Below are 26,413 nucleotides of genomic sequence, written 5' to 3'. Positions count from 1 at the left end.
GCGATCAGCGTTCTTTGACGTAAGGCTCGCCCCCGGCGCGCGGGGGAATGGCCTTCCCGACGAAGCCGGCGAGGATGACCACGGTCAGGATGTAGGGCAGGGCGTCCATCACCTGAACCGGCACTGTGAACGGGCCGAGGTCGATGTTCTGGTAGCGCAGCGCCACCGCCTGCAGGAGGCCGAACAGCAGGCAGGCGCCAAGCGCGTACCACGGCCGCCACTTGGCGAAGATCAGCGCCGCCAGCGCGATGTAGCCCCGGCCTGCCGTCATCTCGCGGACGAAACCCGCCTGCAGGCCGGTGGCGAGATAGGCGCCCGCCATGCCGCAGAGAACGCCGGTGATGACCAGCGAGGAATAGCGCAGCCCGATGACCGAGACACCGGCGGTGTCCACTGCCTCGGGTGCCTCGCCCACGGCACGCAGGCGCAGGCCGTAGCGGGTGCGGAACAGCACCCACCACGTCAGCGGCACGGCCAGGAAGGCCACGTAGACGAGGATCGAGTGGCCTGAGATCAGGTCGGCGTAGATCGGGCCGAGGACGGGCACGTCGCGCAGCGCCTCGGCGCCGGGCAGGGTGATGTTCTCGAACCGGCCTCCGGACATGAGCGAAGGCGTGCGTCCGCCCTGGCTGAACCAGACCTGCGCGATCAGCACGGTCAGGCCGGAGGCGAGGAAGTTCAGCGCCACGCCGGAGATAAGCTGGTTGCCGCGGAAGGTGATGGAGGCCAGCCCGTGCAGGCCCGACAGGAACAACGCCGCGAGGATGCCCGCGAACATGCCCCAGATCACCGCCGGAAAGAGGTTCTTCAGCCACGTCAGGTCCATGCCCAGCAGGACCCAGGTTTCGGCAGTGCTGACCATCGCCGCGATGGCGGCAGAGAAGAAGGCCGCGATCAGCATCTTGCCTTCGAGCCCGATGTCGATCACGCCCGAGCGTTCCGAGAACAGACCGGCGAGGCACGCCAACAACAACGGCGTGGCGAGGCGGACGGTGCTGTCGAGCACTTGCAGGATGGTGTCGAGATCCATGGGTCAGCTCCTGGCCGTGGCGAGCCGGATGGCGAAAAGGGTGAAGAACACGCCGAGCGTCGCTTCGATCGTGCGGCGGGCGCGGGCATAGAGCGCACGCACCGGTGCGGCGGACAGTGCCAGCGCATAGGCCCCGTGCCCGGAGAGCGAGATCAGGAAGGCCCCCAGCAGGAACAGCGCCACGACGGTGGCGGGGGCGCCATTGGTCGCGCCGACAGACGCGATGGCGATCCAGAAGACGATGGCCTTGGGGTTGGTGACCTGCATGAGATAGCCGGTCGCAAAGGCGCGCAGGGGCGACAATGGCGGCATCCGGTCGGGTGCGATATGAGGCGGGTGGATGGCCTTCCTGAGCGACCCGTAGGCCAGCCAGAGCAGGTAGGCCGCACCGATCATCCGCAACGTCGTCACCGCCCAGGCCGCCTGTTGCACCAGCACGCCCACACCCGCCAGCGTCAGCGCAGCCAGTGTGGCGGCTCCGGCGGCGACACCGACCGATGCGATCACGGCAGAGGCCCGTCCGCGCGACAGCGCCACGCCAAGCAGCATCGCGACCGCCGGACCCGGCGACAGGACCGCCACCAGCAGGATGGCGTAGGAGGCGAGGAAACCGGGCAGGTACGCCTGCATCAGCGCGCCCCCTTGCCGAAGGTGAGGAACAGTTGCTCCAACGGCATCCGCACCATGTTGTCGAGCGCTCCGGTGAACAGGATCACCAGTGCCTGAATTACGGTGATCAGCTCCCGCGGGATGTTGGTCCAGAGCGCCAGTTCCGCCCCGCCCTGGTAAAGGAAGCCGAACAGCAGCGCGGCCAGGAACACGCCCAGCGGATGCGACCGGCCCATGAGCGCCACGGCGATGCCGATGAAGCCCGCGCCCTCGGTCGCGTTCATAACTAGCCTTTCGGCCTCGCCCATGGTGGTGTTGAGCGCCATCATGCCCGCCAGCCCGCCGGAGATCAGCATGGCGATGATCGTTGTGCGCGCGGGCGAGATGCCGGCATAGCGCGCGGCGGATTCGGAATGGCCGAAGGCGCGGATCTCGTACCCCAGCTTGGTGCGCCAGATCAGCAGCCAGACGGCGACGCAGGCGAGGATGGCGATGAAGAAGGTGACGTTCGCGGGAGAACCGCGGAACAGCGGGTTGTCGGCGGTCGCGAACATGTCCTGGAAGGTCGGCAGGTGCGTCGCCTCGGGGAAGCGGGCGGTGGCCGGGTCCATCGCGCCCTGCGGACGCAGGAGGTTCACCAGCACATAGTTCAGCACGGCCGAGGCGATGAAGTTGAACATGATCGTGGTGATGACGATGTGGCTGCCGCGCCGGGCCTGCAGGTAGCCCGGTATCCACGCCCATGCCGCGCCGAACAGCGCCGCCGAGACGGTCGCCCCGATCAGCGCGATCGACCAGTGCGGCCACGGGACGTAGAGGCAGGCCAGCGCCACGCCGAGCCCGCCGATCATCGCCTGACCTTCGCCGCCGATATTGAACAGCCTCGCGTGGAATGCGACGGCGACGCATAGGCCGGTGAAGATGAAGTTGGTGGTGTAGTAGAGCGTGTAGCCCCAACCCGTCGACCGCATCAGCGCCCCGTCGATCATCAGCGACAGCGCCTCGGTCGGGCTTTCGCCGATGGCCAGGATCACCAGCGCCGAGAGCGCCGCGGCGATCAGGATCGAGATCAGGGGTACGAGGACCGCGTCGGCCCAGGCAGGCATCTTATCCATTGTGGGCTCCGGTCGTTTCGGGCCATGCCGGGGCGCCCGAGGCGGCGGCAAAGGAGGGGCGGTCGAAGGTTCGGGACCATGCGCGCGACAAGCGGGCGGCGTGTCCGGATTGAGCGGCGGGACGGTCAGTCATGCTGCGCGGCCTCGCGGGCTTCCTTGGCCTGAAGCTTCTCGTCGATGACCTCGATGGGCGCTTTGCCCTTGGTGTCGGTGACCCCCGCCATCAGCAGGCCCAGTTCCGTCTGGTCGGTGTCGGAGGGCAGGCGTTCGCCCATGATCTGGCCGTCGAACATCACCGCGATGCGGTCCGAGAGCGAGAAGATCTCGTCCAGTTCGACCGACACCAGCAGGATCGCCTTGCCCTGATCGCGCAGGCGGACGATTTCCTGGTGGATGAATTCGATGGCGCCGATGTCGACACCGCGTGTCGGCTGGCCCACCAGCAGGATGTCCGGGTCGCGTTCGATCTCGCGGGCGAGGACGATCTTCTGCTGGTTGCCGCCCGAAAAGTTCTTGGCGGCGAGGTTGGGATCGGGGGGGCGGACGTCGTAGCGGTCCATCTTGGCCTGCGCCTCGGCCTTGATGGCGGCGTTGTTCATCAGCACCCCGGATTGAAGCTCTGGCGCGCGGTGGTAGCCGAAGACGGTGTTTTCCCACGCGGTGTAGGGCAGGATCAGCCCCTCGTGGTGGCGGTCTTCGGGCACATGGGCGATGCCACGGGCGCGCCGGCTTTGTCCGTCGGAGTGCTTGCCGGTCAGGTCGATCTCGTCGCCGTTGACGCGGATCGTGCCGGTGGCGCCGATCATGCCGCCCAGCACGGCCAGAAGCTCGGACTGGCCATTGCCGGAAACGCCTGCAATGCCAAGGATCTCGCCCGCGCGGACATGCAGCGACACGCCTTTCAGGCGCTCCACCCCGTGGCTGTCGGTGTGGCGCAGGTTCTCGACTTCGAGGATCGGCGCGCCGGGCATCGCGGGTTTCTTGTCAACGCGCAGCAGCACCTTGCGGCCGACCATCAGTTCGGCCAGCTCCTCGGGCGAGGTCTCTGCCGTCTTGACGGTGGCGGTCATCTCGCCGCGCCGCATGACCGACACGGTATCCGTGATCTCCATGATCTCGCGCAGCTTGTGGGTGATCAGGATGATCGTCTTGCCCTCGCGCTTCAGCCCTTCGAGAATGCGGAACAGGTGGTCCGCCTCGGCGGGCGTCAGCACGCCCGTGGGCTCGTCGAGGATCAGGATGTCGGCCTCGCGGTAGAGCGCCTTGAGGATCTCGACCCGCTGCTGGTGACCGACCGAGAGGTTCTCGATCAGGGCGTCGGGATCGACCTGAAGCTCGTACTCCTCGGCGAGGTGTTTCAGCGAGCCGCGTGCCTTGGCGAGCGAGGGTTTAAGGAGCGCGCCGTCCTCGGCGCCCAGGATGACGTTTTCGAGGACGGAGAAGTTCTGCACCAGCTTGAAGTGCTGGAAGACCATGCCGATGCCCGCCGCGATGGCGGCCTGGCTGTCGGTGATGTCCTTGCGTTCGCCGTTGACCCAGATCTCGCCCGCGTCGGCCTTGTAGAAGCCGTAGAGGATCGACATGAGCGTGGACTTGCCCGCGCCGTTTTCGCCGATGATGCCGTGGATCGTGCCGGGCATCACGCGGATGGAAATGTCCTTGTTGGCCTGCACGGGGCCGAAGGCCTTGGATATGCCTTTGAGTTCGATGGCGGGCGCTGTCATGGGGAGCCTTCGGAACGTAGAACGGCCCACCCCGGACGGGGTGAGCCGGTTGCGGGGCCGTCAGGCGGCCCCGGGCATCATCAGAAGTTCAACGCCGGGCAGGAGTCGTCGGAGGAGTAGTCGTGCACCTCGGTCTCGCCCGCGATGATCGCGGCCTTGGCCTCTTCGACGGCGGCGGTCATCTCCTCGGAGACGAGGTCCGCGTTGTTGTCGTCCATGGCGACGCCCACGCCGTCCTCGGCCAGGCCCAGCGTCTTGACGCCGGTCTCGAGGTCGGCGCCCGCGGTCATCGCGTCAAAGACGGCAACGTCCACGCGCTTGAGCATCGAGGTCAGCATGTTGCCCGGGTGCAGGTAGTTCTGGTTGCTGTCGACGCCGATGGCCATCTTGCCTTCGTCGGCGGCGGTCTGCAGCACGCCGAGGCCGGTGCCGCCCGCGGCTGCGAAGATCACGTCGGCGCCCTGGCTGATCTGGGCCTTTGCCAGTTCGGAACCCTTCACCGGGTCGTTCCAGGCGGCGGGCGTGGTGCCGGTCATGTTGGAGATCACGGTCGCGTCGGGGTTCACCGCCTTCACGCCCTGCGCGTAGCCGCAGGCGAACTTGCGGATCAGCGGGATGTCCATGCCGCCGACGAAGCCCACGGTGCCGGTTTCGGAGGCCATGGCCGCCATCATGCCCACAAGGTAAGAGCCGGTGTGCTCTTCGAACAGGATCGACAGGACGTTCGGGTGCTCGGCGGGATCGACGAAGCCGTCGATGGTCACGAACTTGGTGTCCGGGTAGTCAGCGGCCACGGCGGCGATCGGCGAGGACATGGAGAAGCCCGTGGTCACGACCGGGTTGAAGCCGGCTTCGGCAAAGCGGCGCAGGGCCTGCTCGCGCTGTGCTTCGGACTGAAGTTCGATGTCGCGGTAGGAGCCGCCGGTTTCCTTGGCCCAGCGGTCGGCACCGTTGAAGGCGGCTTCGTTGAACGACTTGTCGAACTTGCCGCCGAGGTCGTAGATCAGCGCCGGATCGGCAAGGGCTGCGCCTGCGGACAATGCGAGCGCGGCAACAGTGCCGAGGGTCTTCTGCATGAAAGTCATAGAAATGCTCCCGATTGGTAGGGCGCTGGGGCCCCTTCTTGTGATTTATCAATGAAGACGCAGGGGCGGGTAGGGGTCAAGGCGGTTTTTGTCCGTGCCGCAGGGTGCCGTCAGGGCAAAACGCGCGACATGATCACGGCGTCGTCGGTGCCGCCGTCCGCGAGGTGGTAATACCCCTTCCTCAGGCCCGAAACGCCATAGCCATTCGCCTCGTAGAACGCGCGGGCGGGGGCGTTGCGGGCGGCCACCTCAAGGAAGGCGCTTTCGGCGCCGCGCGCCACGGCCAGCGCGTGGAAAAGCGCCAGCGCCCGGCTGGCTTCGCCCTTGCGCTGCACATCGGGATCGGCGGCAAGCGCGAGGATCTCCGCCTCTCCGGCAACCACGAGGCCAAAGACGAAGGCGTGTCCGGTCGCGGCGACCAGTGCGTGCGGGCTGTCGAGGCTGTCGGCGAAGTCATGAGCCGCCCAAGGGCGTGAGTGCGTGTAGGCGCGGGCGCAGAGCGCGGCCATCTCATCGGGTGTCATCGTCTGTTCGGACATGAGGTCAAGCGTCATCGAGGATCACCGGGGCTGCTTCGGAAGACGGCGCTGCGTCGGCCGCCCGCACGTAAAGCGGGGCCGGGCGGGTGTCTGTCGGTTTGCCCGCGGCGACGCGGGCGACGGTGGCCGCATTTTCCGCAGCATCCTCATGGGCGGTTGCGGCGCCGGTGGGGATCTCTGCCGATTGGATGATCGTGGCGTCCGCGTGCTGCAGGTAGAACAGCCCGCCGGTGGCCGGGACCGCCGCAACGTCGGCGGTGCTTGTGGCGCGGATGACCTCGAAGGTGGTGACGCCCACAGCGGGGATCTTCAGCCCCAGCGCCAGCCCGCGCGCGGTGGCCACGGCGATGCGGATGCCGGTGAAGTTGCCCGGCCCGGTGCCGACGCCGATGCGCGTGACGTCCTTCCAGCCTGCGCCGGCCTCTGCCAGCATCTCCTCCAGAAGCGGCAAAAGCCGCTCTGCCTGCCCGCGTTTCATCGGTTCTGCCCGCGCGGCGAGCAAGGTTCCGCCGTCGAGAAGCGCCGCGGCACAGAAAGGACCGGAGGTGTCGAAGGAGAGTATCATGACCCTGTATGACTCCGTGTGCACAGAGTCTGCAACCGTGCGTGCAAGGGTGACCCCGCAACGGTGCCCGAAACCTTGGCGAACGGCGCATTTTCGGTCAGGTTTCCGTTCCATCCGGGACAACCGGACCGGTGGCCGTGTCTGTGGGTCAGGGCCGTGCCGTGGGCGGAGCGCCGTTCAGAATGTCGCGGCCAGACGCGTCTGCCCTTGGCAACCCGTCGTCGAGGTGGAGCCAAGGCATCCGGCTTTCGCTGTGGCAATGCAGGCGGGGCGGCAGGAGGTGTGCGGTGTCCAGCACGCCGAGCGGCACTTAGGTCTGTCCCGGCAGATACGCGAAGCGCGCCGCGAGCGGCGAGCCGCAGCGCCCGCAGGCCCAGCGTTGCACGCCCGGCGAGAGTTCAAGCGGATCGGTTTTGGGCAAGGATACCGCCGCGTCGGCAATACCGGCGAAGGCGGGCAGGGGCGATCCGGTCCAGCGGCGGCAGTCGGCGCAGTGGCAATAGGCCACCGTCAGCGGGTCTTCCGTTGCGGAAATGCAAAGGGCGCCGCAATAGCAGCGCCCGGTGTGCAGATCGTGCGAGGTGTCGCGTTTGCGCTCAGACGGCAACCGGACGGACTTCCGTCACCTCGGGGATATAGTGCCGCAGCAGGTTCTCGATCCCCATCTTCAGCGTCAGCGTGGAAGAGGGGCAGCCTGCGCAGGCACCCTGCATGTGCAGGTAGACGACGCCGCGGTCGAAACCGTGGAAGGTGATGTCGCCGCCGTCCTGAGCCACCGCCGGACGCACGCGGCTGTCCAGCAGTTCCTTGATCTGGCCAACGATCTCACCGTCTTCGCCCTCGTGCTCGGCGTGGCCGCCGGCCTGTGCCGCACCATCGGACATGACCGGCTGACCGGACTGGAAGTGTTCCATGATCGCGCCGAGAATCGCGGGCTTCATGTGGTCCCAGTCGACGGTATCGGCCTTCGTCACGGTGACGAAATCGTTGCCGAAGAAGATGCCGGTGACACCGTCCACGGCGAACAGCCGCTGCGCCAGCGGTGATGCCCCGGCAGCATCGGCAGAGGGGAAATCGGCGGTGCCCATATCCAGCACGGTCTGGCCGGGCAGGAATTTCAGCGTGGCCGGGTTGGGCGTGGATTCTGTCTGAATGAACATCTGGAGCGTACCTTTTCTGGCCTCTTCCCTATATGCGCGCCGTGCGCTCCGGCGTCAAGGATTGGAACGATTCTAAACAGGGGTTCAGTCGATGCAGAGCCGGAATGCCAATGCCAGCATCTGCCGTTCCAGCGCGGTCGTGTTGCGGCTGGCGCTGTAGATGCCGCCGATCACGCGCCCGTAGCTGGCCCAGACGGTATAGCCCGGGGCTGCGGCGAGGGCGCGCGCGGTTTCGGGCGGGAGACGGAGCAGCAGGTAGGCCTCGTCGCCGTCGATCCGCACCGAAAGCGCGTCCTGCGGCAGTTCGCGCTGTTCGGCACCGATCCAGACGGAAGGATACCCGAGGTCGTTGCCGGTGAACCCGTGTATCGCCGCGTGCATCAGCGCGTAGGCCTGCCCGCCGCGACAGTAGAACGACACCTGGTCGACGCCGTCGTAAGGCTGCGGAGGATCGAGCCTGCGAGAGGCCGCCACGACGCCCTCCTTGTAGGGTTCGAGGAACATCGTGTCGAAGCCCGTGCGGGTCATCAGGTCGTATTCCTCTGCCTGCTGACGCGGCACATGGTACATGCCTGACGCCTCCTGCGAGGCGGCAAGGGTAAAGATGCGGGCATCCACGCCCATCTCGACCATGTAGGCCACGAGGTCGCCGGAGAACTTCTGCGCCACCGCGCTGCCCACGTCCTCGGTCGAGGAATAGAACTGGTGCAGGCCGAGGCGGTCGTCGTCGTTGTAGGCCCGCCGTTCGCCGCCCATGAAGGCATAGGCGCAGGCGCTTTCGCAGCGCCCCGGCGCCGGACCGGCGGAGCCCATGAAACGCGGCGTGCCATCGTCGTTTCGGGGAATGCCGTCACTGCTGCCGATGGAGGTGTCCCAACCAAGCTCGCGGATGTAGCGCCCAAGCCTCAGCCCCTCGCCGAGATTGCCGCCGGGGCTGTTGAGATACACCACTCCGCCGTCGACGCCCTGGCTGTCGACCATAGCCCGAAGCCGGTCGGTCAGCCCCGGCGTGATCTCTCCCTCGATCAGGACAAAGCAGGACTCGTACGCATTGCCCAGGCAATCGTTGTCCAACAGCGTCTCGGCATGGGCGGGGCTGGAGGCGAGAAAAGTGGCCAGCAGCAGGAAAAATGAGCGCATGAATGATCCCCGGGTCGTCGGCAATGGCGGTTCGGAATGCCGGGCAGGATGCACGCAGGCATGCGGTTTGTGAAGACGCCTGTCGAGGTGCCGAAGAAGACTGCGCGCGGCCCCGGTGCGGTTCAACGCGAAGAGGGTGCCGTTTCGTGTCGGCGCGTCGGCGGCAATATCGAACGGCGCGGGTTGCCCCGGCGGCCACCGCAGCCGGCGCGAGAATTGGTCACGTGATCGCTTCCAGCCGTTCCTTTGAAAGATCGCCTGGCACCACGGTCACGGGCACGGGCAGGGAGCCGGCGCTGCGGGTCATCTGGGTGACGAGCGGGCCGGGGCCCTTGTTGTCGGCCGCGGCGCCGAGGACCAGCACGCCGATCTCGGGGTCTTCGCGGACATGGGCGAGGATCTCGGTTACGGCGTCGCCTTCGCGGATCACCAGTTCCGGGTCGACGCCCTGCTTGTCACGCATCCACTTGGCGAAGACCTCGAAATGCGCGTGGATGCGTTCGCGGGCCTCCTCGCGCATGATGTCGCCGACGCCGATCCAGTGGTTGAACTCTTCCGGGGCGATGATCGACAGGATGGCCACGCCGCCTCCGGACTTCGCGGCGCGCATGGCGGCAAAGCGCATGGCGTTCAGGCATTCTCTGGAATCGTCGAGCACGACAAGGAACTTGCGCATTGGGTCTGTCTCCTGTCGGGCGACCTTGGCAGAGGGGCAGGCGGCTGTCCACTCTCCCGTGACGTGTCAATCAAAGTGGCGGCGTCCTGTGCAGGAGGCCGGGGGCGGCGGTTTCAATCATCGCATGACCGGCGTCGGTCAGGCAGAAGACCGCAACCTGCGGGTCGTTGTCGAGGAAGGCGAGGTGGCGGCCAGCGGGCAGCAGGGCGGCGATGTCGTCGAGCACCCTGCGCAGGATATCGTCGGTCGCCGCGTCGAAGGAGATTTCGCGGGACTGGCCGCCCAGGTTGTAGGAAAGGCGGTCGGCGGCATTCACCTGGCCCAGCCTGTCCGCAGTCCCGGCGGCACGCGCAACATCGCGGAGCGCATCGGCAAAGTCCTGCGGCGCGTCGAAGGCGTCGCGGCGAAGCAGGCAGGCTGCGGGACAGAACGGCGTATGCGGCGGGCGGTCGATGCGGATCGCGAAGGTCAGGAGGAGGAGCCGCCAGGGATCGTGGCGATATGTGTCTTCCGGCCCGAAGTCGGTCAGGTCGGCGCGGGTTACGCCGGGCGAGAGCGTCAGCCCGGCCCGGGCCAGCAGGCCGATCTGCTCGCCGAGGGAGGGCGCGGCGGGCCGCGGGGCAGGGTGCGCCCCGGGCCGGTTGGCGCGTATCACCGCGCGGATCGCCAGCGCGAACCCCACGAGGACGACCCCGATGACCGCAAGTTTCAGCCACATGGCGCGGTCCGCCTCAGGCGCTGAGCGCCCAGTCCCAGTAGAGGTCGCGGACCCGGGCGGTCACCGGTCCAGCCTGGTAGGACATGTCCTCGAACGCGGTCACCGGCGTGATCTTGTTCATGTTGCCGGAGAGGAAGACCTCGTCCGCCGCATCGAAATCGGCGAAGGTCAGCACGGTCTCGACCACCTCAATCCCGTCCGCCTTCATGTTGGCAATGTGTCGGGCGCGAGTGATCCCGGCGAGAAAGGTGCCGTTGGGGATGGGGGTGAAGACGACGCCGTCGCGGACCATGAAGACGTTGGCCGTGGCACTTTCGGCGACGTTGCCCATGGCATCGGTCACCAGCGCGTTGCCAAAGCCGCGGCTACGGACCTCGGACAGCATCCGGGCGTTGTTGGGATAGAGGCACCCGGCCTTGGCATTGACCACCGCGTCCTCCAGCACCGGGCGGCGGAAGCGGGTGCGCCCCAGCGTCGTCGAAGCGGTGGCGGAGGCCATGGGGATCTCTTCGAGACAGATGGCAAAGCCGGTCTCTTCCGGCTGCGGGACGATGGCGGTGACGTCGCCGTTGATGCCCCAGTACATCGGGCGGATGTAGACCGCCGCGTCGGGGGCGTAGGCCGAGAGGCCCTCGCGCACGATGTCCACCATATCTTCGGGCGTGACGGTTGGCGTGACCATCAGCGCCTTTGCGGAGGCGTTGACCCGGGCGCAGTGGCGGTCGAGGTCGGGCGTGACACCCTGCGTATAACGCGCGCCGTCGAAGACCGTGCTGCCGAGCCACGCACCATGGTCGGCGGCGCGCATGATCATGGCGTCGCCCTCGTGCCATGTGCCGTTGAAATAGGTGCGGATGTTCTTGCCGGTCGCCATCGGGATCTCCTTTTGGCGCGGAGCCTAGGCCCGCCGAGCGGCAAGGTCCAGAGGCAGGGCGGCGCACAGCCCCGCCCTACGATGCGTCGCGCGGGCCGGGCGTGCGCGCGCCGGTCGGTACGTGAGGAAACAGGCGGCGCAAAGCCCCGCCCTACGGCCGGTTGCGCCCTGCGGGCAAGGGTCTTCGCCGAACGGAGGGGCGCCTCAGTCGGTGCTGTCCGCGTTGGCCTCCAGCAGCAGGTTCGGCAGGTCGAGCGGTGCGTTGACCATCAGGAGTTTGCCGTTGCCGTCGCGGGGCCAGTCCTCCGGCGCGCGGTCGCGGTAGATCTCGATCCCGTTGCCGTCGGGGTCGGAGAAGTAGATCGCTTCGCTTACGCCATGGTCGGCGGCGCCTTCGATCTCGACCCCGTGGCTCAGCGCGCGTGCGAGCGCGTCGGCCAGCGCCGGGCGGTCGGGGAAGACGAAGGCCGTATGGTAAAGACCCGGGGCGCGGGGATCGGCCCTGGGACCGTCCTTCGAATGCCAGGTGTTCAGGCCGATGTGGTGGTGGTAGCCGCCGGCGGAGAGGAAAGCGGCCTGACGTCCGTAGGTCTGCATCACCTCCAGCCCCATCACGTCGCGGTAGAACGCGACAGAGCGGTCGAGGTCGGTGACCTTCAGGTGAACATGGCCGATGCGGGTTTCGGGATGGGCGGGCATGGGATGCCTCCTTTGCATGTCATGAATATGGGGGTGCGCAGGCGGCGGTCCATTGCTGCCAGCGCGTGCAGGGCGTGCGCCGGTGCACAGGGGAGCGCGGGTTACAGGCGCGCACGGCTTGACGCAGGCGCGGCGCCGCCCTCCCTTGGCGGGCGTTGTGGCGCGCATCGGAAACCCGGAGACGCAAAAACGTGACCGAAGGTCGGCATTGATCCACGCCCGTCGGCACGCGCATGGTCTACAAGAGCCGGAAACGAGAGGAGGCGCGCGTGGCCGACAGGATCCGATTCACACTCGACGGCGAGGAAGTCGAAGCCGAAAAGGGCATGACCATCTGGGAGGTGGCGAACGGGCGCGGTCTGAAGATCCCGCATCTGTGCCACAAGCCCGCGCCGGGATACCGTCCGGACGGCAACTGCCGGGCCTGCATGGTGGAGATCGAGGGCGAACGCGTTCTGGCGGCATCGTGCATCCGAGAACCCGAGGACGGCATGGTGGTCAAGAGCGCCTCGGCCCGGGCAAAGACCGCGCGCAAGATGGTGATGGAACTGCTCGTGGCCGACCAGCCGGAGCAGGCGGCTGCGCATGACAAGTCCTCTCATCTCTGGGACATGGCAGCGGAACAGGGCGTTACCGAAAGCCGCTTCCCGACGCTGGAGGCGGAGCGCATCCCGCTGCTCGACGACAGCCATGTGGCGATGTCGGTCAACCTGGACGCCTGCATCCAGTGCGGCCTGTGCGTGCGCGCCTGCCGCGAGGTGCAGGTCAACGACGTGATCGGCATGGCGGGACGCGGGCATGACGCCTACCCGGTGTTCGACCTCGGCGACGACATGGGGGCCTCCACCTGCGTGGCCTGCGGCGAATGCGTGCAGGCCTGCCCGACCGGTGCGCTGATGCCGTCGTCGGTGATGAACGACGCGCAGGAAGGCGACCGTGCCGATTTCGACCAGGAAACCAAGTCCGTCTGCCCGTTCTGCGGGGTCGGTTGCCAGGTGTCGATCAAGGTCAAGGACGGCAAGGTCAAGTACGTCGAGGGCATCGACGGCCCGGCGAACGAGGGGCGGCTGTGCGTCAAGGGCCGCTTCGGGATGGACTACATCCACCATCCCCACCGCCTGACCAAGCCGTTGATCCGCCGCGACGATGCGCCGGAGAAGGGCCTGAACGTCGACCCGTCGAACCCCTGGACACACTTCCGCGAAGCGACCTGGGAAGAGGCGCTGGACAAGGCCGCGCACGGGCTGGCCGACCTGCGGTCCTACTACGGCGGGCAGTCGGTGGCGGGCTTCGGTTCGGCCAAGTGCACCAACGAAGAGGCCTATCTTTTCCAGAAGTTCATCCGGCAGGGCTTTGGCCACAACAACGTCGACCACTGCACCCGGCTGTGCCACGCTTCCTCGGTGGCGGCGCTGATGGAGAACGTGGGCTCGGGCGCGGTGACCGCGACCTTCAACGAGATCGAGAACGCCGACGTGGCGATCGTCATCGGCTCCAACCCGACGGAGAACCATCCCGTCGCAGCGACCTACTTCAAGCAGTTCACCAAACGCGGCGGCGAGCTGATCATCATGGACCCGCGCGGCACCGCGATGAAGCGCTTTGCCAAGCACATGATCCAGTTCCGCCCCGGCACGGACGTGGCGCTGCTGAACGCGATCATGAACGTGATCGTCGAGGAAAAGCTCTACGATCGCCAGTACATAGAAGGCTTCACCGAGGGCTTCTTCGAGTTCCGCGACCACATCCGCGCCTTCACGCCGGAGCGCATGTCGGAGCTGTGCGGGATCGCGCCCGAGGTGATCCGCGACGTGGCCCGGACTTTCGCCACGGCGCAGCGGGCGATGATCTTCTGGGGTATGGGCATCTCGCAACATATCCACGGGACCGACAACTCGCGCTGCCTGATTTCGCTGGCGCTGCTCTGCGGGCACGTGGGCCGTCCGGGCACCGGGCTGCATCCGCTGCGGGGGCAGAACAACGTGCAGGGCGCATCCGACGCGGGGCTGATCCCGCAGGTCATGCCGGACTACCAGTCGGTCACCGATCCAGAGGTGCGGGCGCTGTTCAAGCACATCTGGCAGGGCACGGAAATCCAGGCGGCACCGGGACTTACCGTCGTCGAGATCATGGACCGTGTCTACCGCGGCGAGATCCGCGGGATGTACGTTCTGGGCGAGAACCCGGCCATGTCCGATCCGGATGTGGACCACGCGCGCAAGGCGCTGGCCAAGCTCGACCACCTGGTGGTGCAGGACATCTTCCTGACGGAGACGGCGAACTTCGCCGACGTGATCCTGCCCGCCGCCGCCATGCCGGAGAAGGCCGGCACCGTGACCAACACCAACCGGCAGGTGCAGATGATGCGCAAGGCGGTGGAGGCCCCCGGCGAGGCGCGCGAGGACTGGAAGGTCATAGTCGATCTGGCGCGGCGCATCGGGCTGACGTGGGACTACGACGACCCGCGCGAGGTCTTCAACGAGATGAAGATGTCGATGCGGTCGCTGCACCACATCACCTGGAAGCGCCTTGAGACCGAGAATTCAGTGACTTACCCCTGCAACGGCCCGGACGATCCGGGGCAGGCGGTGGTCTTTGGCGACGGGTTCCCGCGCCGCGCGGGCCGGGCGAAATTCACGCCTGCGCGTGTCACGCCCCCTGCGGAGGTCCCCGACGAGACCTTCCCGATGGTGCTGACGACAGGACGGCAGCTGGAGCATTGGCACACCGGGTCGATGACCCGCCGGGCCACGGTGCTGGACGCGGTGGAGCCGGAGGCCAACTGCTCGCTCCACCCCTCGACCCTGCGGGAGCTGGGCGTGGAGCCGGGCGGGCTTGTGCGGCTGATCACACGGCGCGGATCGGTCGAGGTCATGGCGCGGGCGGACCGGGCCGTGGCGCGCGACATGGTGTTCCTGCCCTTCGCCTACGTGGAGGCGGCGGCCAACATCCTGACGAACGCCGCGCTGGATCCGTTCGGGAAGATCCCGGAGTTCAAGTACTCCGCCGTGCGGGTGGAAAAAGTGCCGGACGACGCGCTTGCCGCAGAGTGAGTGCGCTCCCCCGTGTGTTGCGCAACGGGTGCGGCGTGCCTGAGCCGTGTTAACGGAGCGGGCGCCGGGTAAACGCGGCGCGCGCTACCAGATGTGCGGCTCCGATGCGGGCGATCCGCAACGGATTTACGAAACCTGAACGGTCCAGTCCGCGCGTTAACCCGCGAACCGGCCGGTTCGCTCCCGATTCCCGGCCGGTTGGAAACCTTCGTTAACGCGGCCAGGCGCCGAAGTGTTGCGCGGAATTCTTTTTCGTTAACGGTGGGATAGAGGCGGCCCCTTGCGGCTGCGGGGAGGTCGGGTTTTCTCCGTCTGGCCGAAAGCCTGTGAGGATCGGCCGGGACGTGGCAGGATGGGCGCAGGAGGATGTGCCATGGATCCCGTTTCGCTCACCTATTACGCCGCGGTCTGCGGGCTTCTGAGCCTTGCCGGCCCGCGGCTGGGCCGGGCGCCGGTCCGGCTGATCGTCGGCGCGCTGGTCGGTGTGGTGGCGGTGGCGTGCCTGCCGTCCGTGCGGGCTGCTCTTGGCCTGAGCTGACATTTCTGCCGCGACGCCGCACGTCCTGCGACGGAGCGGGCGGGCTTCTGCGTGAAACCCTGAAACGGAAAAGCATTCAGGGACAATCAGACATGGTCAGAACAGTTGTTTTCTGGGGACACCTGACGGCGGGACTTGTCGCCGGGGTCTTCGTCATGGTGATGAGCGTGACCGGGGTCCTGCTCACCTACGAGAGCCAGATCGTGCACTGGGCCACGGCCCGCGCCATCGAGGCCCCGGCGGGCGCGGTGGCGCTGTCGCCCGAAGAGATCGTCGTCGCGACGGGCGCGGGGGCGGGGCAGTCGCTGGTCCTCCCGCGCGCGCCCGGCGGGCTGGTGGAACTGCGGCAGGGACGTTCCGCGGTGGCGGTGGACCCCTACAGCGGCGCGGAACTGGCGGGCGCGGGCGAGGACGTCGCGGCCTTCTTCCACGGCGTGACGGCGCTGCACCGCTGGCTGTCGTTCAGCGGCCCCACAGAGGTGGGCGGCTGGCTGGTCGATGCGGCGAACCTGCTGTTCCTCGGGCTGGTGGTGTCGGGGCTGTACCTGTGGCTGCCGAAGACGTGGAAGTGGACGCGGGTGAAGCTGAACCTGTTTTTCCGGCGCGGGCTGCCGAACGCGCAGGCGCGGGACTACAACTGGCACCACGTGCTTGGCATCTGGGCGCTTGTGCCGCTGTTCGTGATCGTGCTGACCGGTGTCGTCATGAGCTACGGCTGGGCTAACGCAGCACTTTTCGCCGCGCTGGGCGAGGAGGTGCCGCAAGGGCGGGGCCGTGGGGCGCTGTCGCAAGAGATGTCGGCGCGGGAACTGTCGGGTGCGCCGCTGGACTATGCCGCCCTGCTGGAGGCCGCCGGTGCAGCACGGCCGGAGTGGACGACGGCGACGATTGTGCTGCCCGAGGCAGGCGCGGGCGCGGTACAGGTGACGCTGGACTCGGGCAACGGCGTGGCGCCGTCGCAGCGTTCGGAGCTGGTGCTGGACCGGGCGACGGGCGAGATCCTGTCCGACGACGCCGTGGCGGGCAGCGCGGGCATGCGGGCGCGGATGTGGGCGCGGTTCGCGCACACCGGGCAGTATTATGGCGTCGTCGGTCAGACCGTGGCCGGACTGGCCTCGCTCGCGGCGATGGTGCTGGTCTGGACCGGCATGGCGCTGGGCCTGCGCCGGCTGATGCGGATGCGGCGTGTGCGGCGCGCGGCGGTGTGAGGGGAAGATCTTTCGTCCGAAAGATCTTGGCAGGGGAAGGCTTTTCCTTCGAAAAGCCTTCTTGGGTCCGGTGATGCGGCGCCGGTGATGCCGGACCCGTGGCCCGTGGCGGTCAGGACCAGGTGACGTCGCCGAGGAAGATGTAGCCCGCGCCGTAGATCGTCTTGATCAGGCGCGGGTTCTTCGGATCCTCGCCGAGCTTCGTCCGGAGCCGGGAGATCCGCACATCCATCGCCCTGTCGAAGCTGTCGCCCGCCGTGCCGCCCAGCGCCTCCTGCATGTGGGCCCGGGTGATGAGCCGTTTCGGGCTTTCGAGAAAGAGCCTGAGCACCTCGCCTTCCGCCTGGCTGAACGGCGTCTCCGTCCCGTCCTTCTCCAGCGCAAAATGGTCGAAATGCGCGGTCCAGTCGCCGAAGCGGGCGGAGGTCTGCGCGGGGCGGGGCGGGGTGCGCAGGCGGGCGCGGACGCGGGCCACGACCTCGGCCGGGTCGAAAGGCTTGGTGACGTAGTCGTCGGCGCCGAGTTCCAGCCCGGTCACCCGGTCCTGCACCTGCGCGCGGCCGGAGATGATGATGACCTTCGCGCCCTGCTCCAGCGCCAGGCGGTGCACCAGCGTCAGCCCGTCGCGGTCGGGCAGGGAGAGGTCCACGAGGCAGACGGCGGGGGTGACGGAGCGCAGGGCCGCCTCGAATTCCGTCGCCCGGGAAAAGGCGCGGGTGCGGTAGCCCGCGTCCTGCAGCGCCTCCGTCAGGATGTCGCGGATGGCGGGTTCGTCGTCGAGGATCGTCACGAGGGGGGCGTCGGTCATGGCGTCCTTTCCCCCTCCCGGAGGGCGTTGGCAAGGGTTTCCGCGGTGAAGGGCTTGGCGATGACCGGCGCGCGGGCGCGGGCGGCGCGGTGGCGGGGGTCGCCGGGCGGCAGCGAGGTCATCAGGCGCAGCGGCACCTGCGGCAGGCGATCTGCCAGCGTGTGTCCGGGTTCACTGCCTTCCAGCGTGATGTCCGACAGGATCAGCGCGACTTCCAGCGTTTCGGCGAGGGCCAGCGCCTCCGGCACGGAGCTGGCTTCGGCCACGGCGTAGCCCAGTCCGGTCAGCATGTCGCGGATGGGCGCGCGCAGGTCGGGGCTGTCCTCGACCAGCAGCACGAGGCCGGAGGCGGGCAGGCTGAGGGCGTGGCGCAGCGGCAGGCGCAGGATGACGCGGGCGCCGGTGCCGGTGTTCGACAGCCGCAGTGCGCCGCCCGCCAGCTTGGCCATGTCATAGACCATGGCCAGGCCCAGGCCGGACCCTTCGCCGCCCTTGGTGGTGAAGAAGGGCGCGGCGCCGTGGTCCAGCGCCTCCGCCGAGAAGCCGGGGCCGGTGTCGGTCACGGCGATCTCCAGCCAGGTGCCCTGAAGTTCGTGGGCGGCGATGGTGATCCGGGCCTCGGCGCGACCGGCGCAGGCGTCGCGTGCGTTCAGCACGAGGTTCAGCAGCGCGTCCTGCAGCAGGCCGGGGTCGGCCATGAGCGGCGCGGTGGTGTGATCCTCCATCGTCAGGGTCAGCCCCGCGGGCAGGGTCGGATCGGCGAGATTGGCGAGGTCGTCGAGGAACGGCGAAAGGCGCATCGGCTTCGGCTGCCAGGTGCGCGGGCTGGTGATGTCGGCGATGCGTTCGAGCAGCGTGCCGCCGCGCCGCGCCGCCTGCAGCGTGGCGGTGACGCAGGCCGGCGCCTCGCCGGGCAGGTCGAGGCGGGCGAGTTTCGCCTGCTGGCCGAGGATGATCGTCAGGAGGTTGGAGAAGTCATGCGCCAGGCCGGATGTGAGCTGTGCCGCGATCTCGCGCCGCCGGGTTTGCTGGAGCGCGGCGCGGGCCTGCGTTTCCTCCGTCACGTCCTGCGAGAGGATGTAGACGCCCGGTTCCAGCGGGTCGGGGGTAAAGGCGGCACGGATGCGGCGGGAGGAGGCCTCGTCGCTGAACTCGAAAGTGGAGGCGCGCCCGGAAAAGGCGGCGTCGAGGTGCGGCTGCACGCGGGCGTAGGCCTCTGGCCCCAGCGTGTCGGAGATGTGCAGCCCGACGATCGACGCGGGCCGCCCGGGCATCACGTCCGCCAGCCGGTTGTTGGAGAAGGTGTAGCGCCCGGTGGCGTCGACGCGGGCGATGTGGGCGGGCATCATCTCGGTCGTGGTGCGGGTGCGGGCCTCCGTCTCCATCAGCTGGCGGCGGGTTTCTTCGAGCGCGGTGATGGTGGCGGCGAGCTGGCGGTTGGTGCGGGCCAGTTCTTCGGACCGCTGGAGGACTTCTTCGGAGAGCGACTCGGAGCGGCTGCGGAGCAGTTCCTCCTGCTGTCGGATCGCGGTGATGTCGGTGTAGACGGTGACCCAGCCGCCCTGCGGCAGCGGCGCGCCTTCCACGGAGATCGTGCGGCCGTTGGCGCGCTGGCGTTCCATGTAGTGCGGCTCGAACGTCCGGGCGAGGGTGACACGGGCCTCGATGAAAGTCTCCAGATCGTCGATGGGGCCGTATTCGCCGGAGGTGGCGAGGTGGCGGATCACCGCCTCGAAGGTGGTGCCGGGGGCGCAGAGCGTGTCGGGCAGGTCGAACATCGCCTGCATGGGGCGGTTGATCAGCACGAGGCGCAGGTCGCGGTCGAAGATCGACAGCGCCTGCTGGATCAGGTTCAGCCCGGCGAGGGTGAAGGCGGCGGTGTCGGCGCGTGTGGTCATGGCCGGAGCCTAGTCGCGGGCAGGCGCGCGGTCGATAGGGCTTGGCTGACGGTTGGGGCGACGGTTCGGAGCAAGGGTTAGGGGCAAGGGTTCGGGGCAGGCGTACCTCTTTCTTCGAAAATCGGCCCGCCCACCCCGGCCATCCCGTCCCGGGGCCGGTGAAGCCCACCCCGCGCGGCGCTCTGTAAGAATTGGTTACATTCTGGAAAACCTCAGGAAAAAGTTGACCGCGAGCCTGAGAGCCGCCCTAATTGACCGCAGAATCGTGATGAACGCGATCGAGGTCCCGAAGGGCCACCATAAGGGAGGGGCGCCGGAACAGGCGTCCGGGGAGGAAACACTTGGCTGCACTCGTCGAGGGCATCGAAGGCCTGCGCTCCGTGCCTGCGCTTCTGCGCCGGAACGCCACGGAATTCGCGGGCGCGCCGGCCTACCGCGAAAAGGAATACGGGATCTGGCAGAGCTGGACCTGGGCCGAGGCCGAGGCCGAGATCGAGGCCTTCGCGCTGGGTCTGCTGAACCTCGGGGTGGCGCCGGGCGACTACGTGGCGGTGATCGGGCGCAATCGTCCGACGCTCTACTGGGCGATGGTGGCGGCGCAGATGTGCGGCGCCGTGCCGGTGCCGCTGTACCAGGACGCGGTCGCCGAGGAGATGGAGTACGTGCTGTCGCACTGCGGCGCGCGCTTTGTCGTGGTCGCCGATCAGGAGCAGGTCGACAAGGTGATCGAGGTGCAGGAGAGCCTGCACCAGTTCGAGCACATGATCTATGTCGACCCGCGCGGCCTGCGGAAGTACGACCACACGCGGCTGCACGACTACGCCCACGTCCAGGACCAGGGCCGCGCGGCCCGCGACGAGCTGATCGGAGAGCTGGACCGGCGGCGCGGGGCGCTGGGCTACGACGACACCTGCGTGATGCTCTATACCTCCGGGACGACGGGCAAGCCGAAGGGCGTGGTGCTGTCGAACCGCAACATCATTGAGGCGGCGCGGTCTTCGGCGGAGTTCGACCACCTCAAGCGCGACGACGAGGTGCTGGCCTACCTGCCGATGGCCTGGGTGGGCGATTTCATCTTTTCCATCGGTCAGGCCTACTGGAAGGGTTTCTGCGTGAACTGCCCGGAAAGCGCGGAGACGCTGCAGACCGACCTCAAGGAAATCGGGCCGACCTACTATTTCGCCCCGCCGCGGGTGTTCGAGACGCTGCTGACGCGGATCATGATCCGGATGGAGGACGCCAGTCCGCTGAAGAAGCGGATGTTCGACCGGTACATGGCGCACGCGCGGAAGGTCGGGCCGCGCATCCTCGACGGGAAGTCCGTCGGGCCGCTGGACCGGCTGAGATACCGGCTGGGCGAAGTCCTGGTCTACGGGCCGCTGAAGGATTCCATGGGATTTTCGAAGGTGCGGGTGGGCTATACCGCGGGCGAGGCCATCGGGCCGGAGATCTTCGATTTCTACCGCTCGCTGGGGATCAACCTGAAGCAGCTTTACGGGCAGACGGAGGCGTCGGTCTTCATCACCGTGCAACCGGACGGCGAGGTGCGCTCGGACACGGTGGGGGTGCCGGCGCCGGGGGTGGAGATCCGCATCGCCGAGAACGGCGAGGTCTTCTACCGCTCGCCGGGGACCTTCGTGGAGTATTACAAGAACCCCGAAAGCACCGCTTCGACCAAGGACCCGGAGGGCTGGGTGGCGACGGGGGACGCGGGGTTCTTCGAAGAGGCGACGGGTCACCTGCGGATCATCGACCGGGCGAAGGACGTGGGGCAGATGGCCTCCGGCGCGCTCTTTGCGCCGAAGTACGTCGAGAACAAGCTGAAGTTCTATCCCAACATCCTGGAGGCCGTAGTGTTCGGGGCGGGCCGCGACCGCTGCTGCGCCTTCATCAACATCGACCTCTCGGCGGTGGGCAACTGGGCGGAGCGCAACAACATCGCCTATGCCTCCTACCAGGAACTGGCGCAGCACCCGCAGGTCATCGAGACGGTGCGCGCCCATGTCGAGGAGGTGAATGCCTCTGTCGCGGAGGACGAGATGCTGTCGGGGTGCCAGATCCACCGCTTCCTGATCCTGCACAAGGAACTGGACGCCGACGACGGCGAGATGACGCGGACCCGGAAGGTGAAGCGCAAGATCATCTCGGAGAAATACGACGATCTGGTGACCGCCTTGTACGACGGATCGGACAGTATCTACACGGAAACCGAGGTGACCTACGAGGACGGCCGGAAGGGCCGGATCAAGGCGACACTGAAGGTGGTCGACGCGAAGGTGGTGCCGGTGACGCCCAAGGCGATGGCGGCGGAATGATGGCCGGACGCTCCCGCTGCGCGGATCGCCCCGCCCACCATCCCGCAGGTTTGCGGTCAGCGCTTATCGTAAACGGCCTGGATGAGAATTCCGAGCCGGAGCGGTACGTAGCCCGGATCAAGTCCGTTCAGTTCACAGACCTTTGTGAATGCCCGGTTGGCAGGGATTTTCTCCGATTTCGCGATGCGGATTGCACCGCCACAGAAGAGGTCGGTTTGATCGGTCGGCATGTTCGAAACACCCGGTTTTGGATGACCAGAACAAGCAAACGCGCGATGAGAGAACGCGCATGCAGAGGAGTTCGAGGCGGTGGATCGTTTTCTGCCGAGGGTTCCATTCTCCACAGAACAAAAGGAGGTGCATGATGCTCGATCAGACCGAAGGCTACACCACCGCGGACGGGCGGCAGATCGGCGGGACGTTGATGGAGATGCGGAACATCACGCTGAAGTTCGGCGGGGTGACGGCGATCTCGGGCATTTCCTTCGACATCCGCGAGGGCGAGATCCGGGCGATCATCGGGCCGAACGGGGCGGGCAAGTCGTCGATGCTCAACATCATCTCGGGGTTTTACACGCCGACCATGGGAGAGGTCTGGTACAAAGGGACCAAGCGCCCGCCCATGAAGCCTTACGAGGTGGCGCGGATGGGGGTGGCGCGGACCTTCCAGAACATCGCCCTGTTCGAGGGGATGAGCGTGCTCGACAACGTGATGACCGGGCGGCTGACGCACATGAAGGCCGGGATCGCGGCGCAGGCGCTGTGGTGGGGCAAGGCCCGAGACGAGGAGATGGCCAACCGCGAGGTGGTGGAGAAGGTGATCGACTTCCTGGAGATCCAGGCGATCCGCAAGACCCCGGTGGGGCGTCTGCCTTACGGTCTGAAGAAGCGGGTGGAGCTGGCGCGCGCGCTGGCCGCAGAGCCCTCGATCCTGCTGCTGGACGAGCCGATGGCGGGCATGAACGTCGAGGAGAAGGAGGACATGAGCCGCTTCATCCTCGACGTGAACGACGAGTTCGGGACGACGATTGCGCTGATCGAACACGACATGGGGGTGGTCATGGACCTCTCCGACCGGGTCGTGGTGATGGATTACGGGCGCAAGATCGGCGACGGCACGCCCGACGAGGTGCGCGGTAATCAGGACGTGATCGACGCTTATCTGGGAGTGGCGCATTGATGGAACGAGTTGCACTGTGTCTGGTGGCAGCGGTCTGCGGGACCGGGGCCTTTGCGCAATCCGACCGGGCGGTGGCCCCTGAGGTCTGGGTCGATGTGCTGGAAACCTGCCTGTCGGTGGCACGGGCGGAGGATCCGACGCTTCTGGGAACGGACGGGCTGTACCGTGAAGCCCCGAAGGATGACGGGAGCGTCCTGGCGGAACGGGCCATCCTGCCGGACGGGGGTGTTCCGACCTCCGAAGACCAGCCGATCATCTACTTCCTGTATGATACGGCGATCGTCAAAGCCACCGGGTTCCGCAATGTCTTTTGCGACATCACCATGCCGGGGCCCGATCCCGAGGGACGGGAAACCATCCGGGAGACCATGCGCGACTGGGGCGCGCGCAATGGCTTCGATCCCGAGGTCGAGCCGTCGATGGTCTTCCTGACCCGGTGCGACGGCCCGATTCAGGAGGTCGTCACGGTCCACGACCCGGCCAACATGGCAGAGATGAAGGTTTTGCGCATGACAGGCGTAAAGACCTGCGAGGGGGAATGACATGCTGAACGACATCTTCATCAAGCCGTTCGCGGACATGATCGACGCGCCGGACTTCCTGTTGCAGGTGCTTTGGGAGGGGTTGGTTTCGGGCGTGCTCTACGCGTTGATCGCGCTGGGGTTCGTGCTGATTTTCCGCTCCAGCCGGATCTTCAATTTCGCGCAGGGGATCATGGTGGTCTTTGCCGCGCTGACGCTGGTCGGGTTGCATGCCTTCGGGGTGCCGGCCTGGATCGCGGTGGCGCTGACGCTGGGGGTGATGTTCGTCCTTGCTGTGACCATCGAGCGGGTCGTGCTGCGGCCGCTGGTGGGGCAGCCTGACATCATCCTCTTCATGGCGACCATCGGCATCACGCTGTTCCTGATCGGCTTCGGCGAGATCATATTTGGCGGCGAAAACAAGGTGATGATCACCGAGGAGCTGAGCATCCCCACCGGCGACACGGTGCTGGAGCCCTGGGGCGGGCTGCTGATCCTGCAGCATCTGGACATCACCGTGGTGGCGGTGGCCTGCGCGCTGGTGGCGGGGCTGCTGGCCTTCCTCAACTACACGCGGATGGGCCGGGCGATCCGGGCGCTGGGCGACGACCATCAGGCGGCGCTGTCGGTGGGCATCTCGCTGCAGACTGTCTGGGTGCTTGTGTGGTTCATCGCGGGCATCATCGCGCTGGTCACGGGCATCGCCTGGGGCGCGCGGGCGGGCGTCAGCTTTGCGCTGGAGGTCATCGCCTACAAGGCGCTGCCGGTGCTGATGCTGGGCGGGCTGGAGTCGATCACCGGGGCGATCATCGGCGGGCTGATGATCGGCCTGCTGGAGAAGCTGTTCGAGATCTACTGGGGTCAGCCCTTGCTTGGCGGCAACACCGAGACTTGGTTCGCCTTCGTGCTGGCTCTGATCGTGCTGCTGTTCCGTCCGCAGGGATTGTTCGGGGAGCGGATCATCGAGCGGGTCTAGCGGGCTTGCGGCGACGTATGGGGCCGGTGGCGTTCGCGGAGGCCTCCGAAAGGTTGGACAGCCCCGGACGAATGGGCGTGCCGCGTGGATGGTCGGCCGGTGCGGCGGGTGTCGGAGCAGGTGTACAGAGGGTGGAGTGACATGACGAAACTGATCGCGGTTCTGAACGTGGTGGCCTGGGCCGGGTTTTGGTCTTTTGGCTATCTGGCGCTGACGACGCCGGTGGAGCAGGGTGGGCGTATGGTCGTTGCGCTGCTGCTGGCAGCCTTCGGGGCGGCACTGGGGATCTGGGCGTGGTTCCGGATCGTGCGGCACTCCGAGGCGACCGGCTACGTGCGGCCGACCAGCAGCCGGGCGCGTCACGATGCAGACGAAGGACTGGATGCCTGATGGCCACACAGAAGACCCCCACTCGGACGGACAGGACGCGTGCCGCGAAGACCGGCGCGCCGCAAAGGGACCGCTCGACGCGCGCACGGGCCCCGGCGCGCGAGGACGCCGCCGACATCGCCCGGGCGGCGAACGGGCTGGGCGAATACCACGACACGCAGCACGAGGCGGTGCAGGGCGTGATGAGGGCGCAGATGGACGTCATGAACACCATGATGACCGCGTCGATGACGGCCACCGCGACGTCGCTGAAGGCCATGGCGGCTTTCTGGACGGCGGCCATTCCGGGTCAGAGACGGCGCGGAGACGACTGAAACAGCAAGACGCCCGGGGACCGGCGGCAAGACCGGCCCGGGCGACAAAGAGGGAGGACCGCGGATGCTCTATCGCACCGCCGGACAGTTCAAGACGACATACGAGGCGGACCAGGCGCTGTTCCCGGTCCGGCAGGACGCGATCCTTCTTGGGGTGATCCTGCTGTGCGCCTGGGTAATCTTTCCGCTGACGGCGAGCGAGTTCGCCTTTCAGACGCTGCTGATCCCGGTGCTGATCTATTCGCTGGCGGCGCTGGGGCTGAACATCCTGACGGGCTATGCCGGGCAGCTTTCGCTGGGCACCGCGGCCTTCATGGGGGTGGGGGCCTATGCCTGCTACAAGCTGATCACGCTCATGCCGTGGATGAACCCGATCGTGGCGATCCTTTTGTCGGGGGTGTTCTCGGCCGGGGTGGGTGTGGCCTTCGGCATCCCGAGCCTGCGCATCAAGGGGTTCTACCTGGCCATCGCAACGCTGGCGGCGCAGTTCTTCCTCGTTTGGCTGTTCGAGAAATGGGCCTGGCTTTACAACTACAACGCAAGCGGAGCCATACAGGTGCCGAACCTCGAAATGTTCGGGGTGTACGTGGCGGGCCCGCAGGCCAGCAGCATCGTGCAGTATTACGTGGTGCTGTTCATCGTCTGCCTGTTGACGATGCTCTGCATCAACCTGACGCGCGGCACGCTGGGGCGGACGTGGAAGGCGACGCGGGACATGGACATCGCCGCCGAGCTGATCGGCATCAACCTGATGCGCTCGAAGCTGACGGCCTTTGCCATCTCGTCCTACATCGTGGGCGTGGCCGGGGCGCTGTTCGTTTTCATGTGGCGCGGCGCGGCAGAGCCGAACCTGTTCGATATCCCGCTGTCGTTCCGCATCCTGTTCATCGCGATCATCGGCGGGCTGGGCTCGATCATGGGCAACTACCTGGGCGCCATCCTGATCGTCGGGCTGCCGGTGGTGCTGAACCTGCTGCCGAACGCGCTGGGGATTTCCATCGACAGCGCGCTGGTGGAGCACCTCAACATCATGATCGTGGGGAGCCTGATCGTGTTCTTCCTGATCGTGGAGCCGCACGGGCTGGCGCAGCTTTGGCGGCTGATCCGGGAGAAGATGATCCTCTGGCCGTTCCCGCACTGACGCGGCGCGGCGGGACCGGGGCTGCGCCCGGCGACACGGGGCGAAGGTGCAGGATCTGCACCCTACGCGGGGTCCGGGCCAGGCCTGAACCGAAGGACGACGAAAGAAACGAAGTGAAAGATTTCAGGGAGGAGAAC

At 67.1% G+C, this 26,413-nt stretch carries 27 protein-coding genes; 10 read left to right on the top strand and 17 right to left on the bottom strand.

Annotated features, from left to right (window positions below; translation table 11 throughout):
• Positions 1-4: 4 nt before the first annotated feature.
• The 14 genes from ABFK29_RS18060 to ABFK29_RS17995 form a co-directional block, all read right to left on the bottom strand.
• Positions 5-1,030, bottom strand: a complete 1,026-nt coding sequence (locus ABFK29_RS18060) for an ABC transporter permease (RefSeq protein WP_005859233.1) — start codon at positions 1,028-1,030, stop codon at positions 5-7.
• Positions 1,031-1,033: 3 nt separating this feature from the next.
• Positions 1,034-1,660, bottom strand: coding sequence for a LysE family translocator (locus ABFK29_RS18055; protein ID WP_005859231.1), 627 nt, complete (start codon positions 1,658-1,660; stop codon positions 1,034-1,036).
• A complete protein-coding gene (locus ABFK29_RS18050) occupies positions 1,660-2,754 on the bottom strand; it encodes an ABC transporter permease (RefSeq protein ID WP_005859230.1) in 1,095 nt (364 codons plus the stop codon). Before ABFK29_RS18050 ends, ABFK29_RS18055 begins: the two co-directional genes overlap by 1 nt.
• A gap of 125 nt (positions 2,755-2,879) precedes the next feature.
• Positions 2,880-4,478, bottom strand: coding sequence for an ABC transporter ATP-binding protein (locus ABFK29_RS18045; protein ID WP_005859227.1), 1,599 nt, complete (start codon positions 4,476-4,478; stop codon positions 2,880-2,882).
• A gap of 80 nt (positions 4,479-4,558) precedes the next feature.
• On the bottom strand, positions 4,559-5,563 hold the full coding sequence (locus ABFK29_RS18040) for a BMP family lipoprotein (protein ID WP_005859226.1): 1,005 nt from the start codon (positions 5,561-5,563) through the stop codon (positions 4,559-4,561).
• Positions 5,564-5,673: 110 nt separating this feature from the next.
• Entirely contained in the window at positions 5,674-6,117 is a 444-nt protein-coding gene (locus ABFK29_RS18035; RefSeq protein WP_005859224.1) for a GNAT family N-acetyltransferase, read from the bottom strand.
• On the bottom strand, positions 6,107-6,667 hold the full coding sequence (gene tsaB / locus ABFK29_RS18030) for a tRNA (adenosine(37)-N6)-threonylcarbamoyltransferase complex dimerization subunit type 1 TsaB (protein ID WP_005859222.1): 561 nt from the start codon (positions 6,665-6,667) through the stop codon (positions 6,107-6,109). Before tsaB ends, ABFK29_RS18035 begins: the two co-directional genes overlap by 11 nt.
• A gap of 310 nt (positions 6,668-6,977) precedes the next feature.
• Positions 6,978-7,274 (bottom strand): GFA family protein, encoded by a 297-nt coding sequence (locus ABFK29_RS18025; protein WP_005859220.1) that lies wholly within the window; start codon positions 7,272-7,274, stop codon positions 6,978-6,980.
• A complete protein-coding gene (locus tag ABFK29_RS18020) occupies positions 7,264-7,827 on the bottom strand; it encodes a NifU family protein (protein WP_005859217.1) in 564 nt (187 codons plus the stop codon). The genes ABFK29_RS18025 and ABFK29_RS18020 overlap by 11 nt, the downstream gene beginning before the upstream one ends.
• Before the next feature lie 84 nt (positions 7,828-7,911).
• Entirely contained in the window at positions 7,912-8,967 is a 1,056-nt protein-coding gene (locus ABFK29_RS18015) for a hypothetical protein (protein WP_005859215.1), read from the bottom strand.
• A 220-nt stretch (positions 8,968-9,187) separates the two neighbouring features.
• Positions 9,188-9,643 carry a universal stress protein gene (locus ABFK29_RS18010; protein WP_005859214.1) on the bottom strand — a complete coding sequence of 152 codons (456 nt, stop codon included), beginning with the start codon at positions 9,641-9,643 and terminating at the stop codon, positions 9,188-9,190.
• Between the two features lie 70 nt (positions 9,644-9,713).
• Positions 9,714-10,361 carry a hypothetical protein gene (locus ABFK29_RS18005; protein ID WP_005859212.1) on the bottom strand — a complete coding sequence of 216 codons (648 nt, stop codon included), beginning with the start codon at positions 10,359-10,361 and terminating at the stop codon, positions 9,714-9,716.
• A 13-nt stretch (positions 10,362-10,374) separates the two neighbouring features.
• Complete coding sequence (locus ABFK29_RS18000; protein ID WP_005859210.1) at positions 10,375-11,235, bottom strand: branched-chain amino acid aminotransferase; 861 nt, start codon at positions 11,233-11,235, stop codon at positions 10,375-10,377.
• 204 nt (positions 11,236-11,439) lie between these two features.
• Complete coding sequence (locus ABFK29_RS17995; RefSeq protein WP_005859209.1) at positions 11,440-11,934, bottom strand: VOC family protein; 495 nt, start codon at positions 11,932-11,934, stop codon at positions 11,440-11,442.
• 269 nt (positions 11,935-12,203) lie between these two features.
• Here ABFK29_RS17995 and fdhF point away from each other — a divergent pair, with 269 nt between their 5' ends.
• The 3 genes from fdhF to ABFK29_RS17980 all read left to right on the top strand — a co-directional run bounded on the left by fdhF (position 12,204) and on the right by ABFK29_RS17980 (position 16,733).
• On the top strand, positions 12,204-14,987 hold the full coding sequence (fdhF, locus tag ABFK29_RS17990; protein WP_040604610.1) for a formate dehydrogenase subunit alpha: 2,784 nt from the start codon (positions 12,204-12,206) through the stop codon (positions 14,985-14,987).
• 373 nt (positions 14,988-15,360) lie between these two features.
• Entirely contained in the window at positions 15,361-15,525 is a 165-nt protein-coding gene (locus ABFK29_RS17985) for a hypothetical protein (RefSeq protein WP_198135709.1), read from the top strand.
• A 92-nt stretch (positions 15,526-15,617) separates the two neighbouring features.
• On the top strand, positions 15,618-16,733 hold the full coding sequence (locus tag ABFK29_RS17980; protein WP_040604572.1) for a PepSY-associated TM helix domain-containing protein: 1,116 nt from the start codon (positions 15,618-15,620) through the stop codon (positions 16,731-16,733).
• Positions 16,734-16,845: 112 nt separating this feature from the next.
• Here ABFK29_RS17980 and ABFK29_RS17975 read toward each other — a convergent pair whose 3' ends face one another.
• Together ABFK29_RS17975 and ABFK29_RS17970 are read right to left on the bottom strand one after the other, a co-directional pair.
• Positions 16,846-17,541 (bottom strand): response regulator transcription factor, encoded by a 696-nt coding sequence (locus ABFK29_RS17975; RefSeq protein WP_005859200.1) that lies wholly within the window; start codon positions 17,539-17,541, stop codon positions 16,846-16,848.
• Positions 17,538-19,439, bottom strand: a complete 1,902-nt coding sequence (locus ABFK29_RS17970; protein WP_005859198.1) for a PAS-domain containing protein — start codon at positions 19,437-19,439, stop codon at positions 17,538-17,540. Before ABFK29_RS17970 ends, ABFK29_RS17975 begins: the two co-directional genes overlap by 4 nt.
• Before the next feature lie 341 nt (positions 19,440-19,780).
• Here ABFK29_RS17970 and ABFK29_RS17965 point away from each other — a divergent pair, with 341 nt between their 5' ends.
• The gene (locus ABFK29_RS17965; RefSeq protein WP_005859196.1) at positions 19,781-21,754 is read left to right on the top strand and encodes an AMP-binding protein; all 1,974 of its coding nucleotides are present in this window, start codon (positions 19,781-19,783) and stop codon (positions 21,752-21,754) included.
• A 56-nt stretch (positions 21,755-21,810) separates the two neighbouring features.
• Here the strand turns inward: ABFK29_RS17965 and ABFK29_RS17960 are convergent, their stop codons facing one another.
• Positions 21,811-21,984 (bottom strand): hypothetical protein, encoded by a 174-nt coding sequence (locus tag ABFK29_RS17960; RefSeq protein WP_005859194.1) that lies wholly within the window; start codon positions 21,982-21,984, stop codon positions 21,811-21,813.
• A gap of 134 nt (positions 21,985-22,118) precedes the next feature.
• Between ABFK29_RS17960 and ABFK29_RS17955 the strand changes: the two genes are divergently transcribed.
• From ABFK29_RS17955 to ABFK29_RS17930, 6 genes are all read left to right on the top strand, one after another.
• Complete coding sequence (locus ABFK29_RS17955) at positions 22,119-22,934, top strand: ABC transporter ATP-binding protein (RefSeq protein WP_040604609.1); 816 nt, start codon at positions 22,119-22,121, stop codon at positions 22,932-22,934.
• Positions 22,934-23,476, top strand: coding sequence for a hypothetical protein (locus tag ABFK29_RS17950; RefSeq protein ID WP_005859190.1), 543 nt, complete (start codon positions 22,934-22,936; stop codon positions 23,474-23,476). Before ABFK29_RS17955 ends, ABFK29_RS17950 begins: the two co-directional genes overlap by 1 nt.
• A gap of 1 nt (position 23,477) precedes the next feature.
• Positions 23,478-24,431, top strand: a complete 954-nt coding sequence (locus ABFK29_RS17945) for a branched-chain amino acid ABC transporter permease (RefSeq protein WP_005859188.1) — start codon at positions 23,478-23,480, stop codon at positions 24,429-24,431.
• A gap of 141 nt (positions 24,432-24,572) precedes the next feature.
• A complete protein-coding gene (locus ABFK29_RS17940; protein WP_005859186.1) occupies positions 24,573-24,821 on the top strand; it encodes a hypothetical protein in 249 nt (82 codons plus the stop codon).
• Complete coding sequence (locus ABFK29_RS17935; RefSeq protein ID WP_005859184.1) at positions 24,821-25,135, top strand: hypothetical protein; 315 nt, start codon at positions 24,821-24,823, stop codon at positions 25,133-25,135. Before ABFK29_RS17940 ends, ABFK29_RS17935 begins: the two co-directional genes overlap by 1 nt.
• Positions 25,136-25,199: 64 nt before the next feature.
• A complete protein-coding gene (locus ABFK29_RS17930) occupies positions 25,200-26,276 on the top strand; it encodes a branched-chain amino acid ABC transporter permease (RefSeq protein ID WP_005859182.1) in 1,077 nt (358 codons plus the stop codon).
• Positions 26,277-26,413: the final 137 nt, after the last annotated feature.

Source organism: Sagittula stellata E-37 (genome assembly GCF_039724765.1).
GTDB lineage: Bacteria > Pseudomonadota > Alphaproteobacteria > Rhodobacterales > Rhodobacteraceae > Sagittula > Sagittula stellata.
Note: the sequence above shows the minus strand (reverse complement) of the source record. Positions and strands in the feature narration are given on the sequence as shown.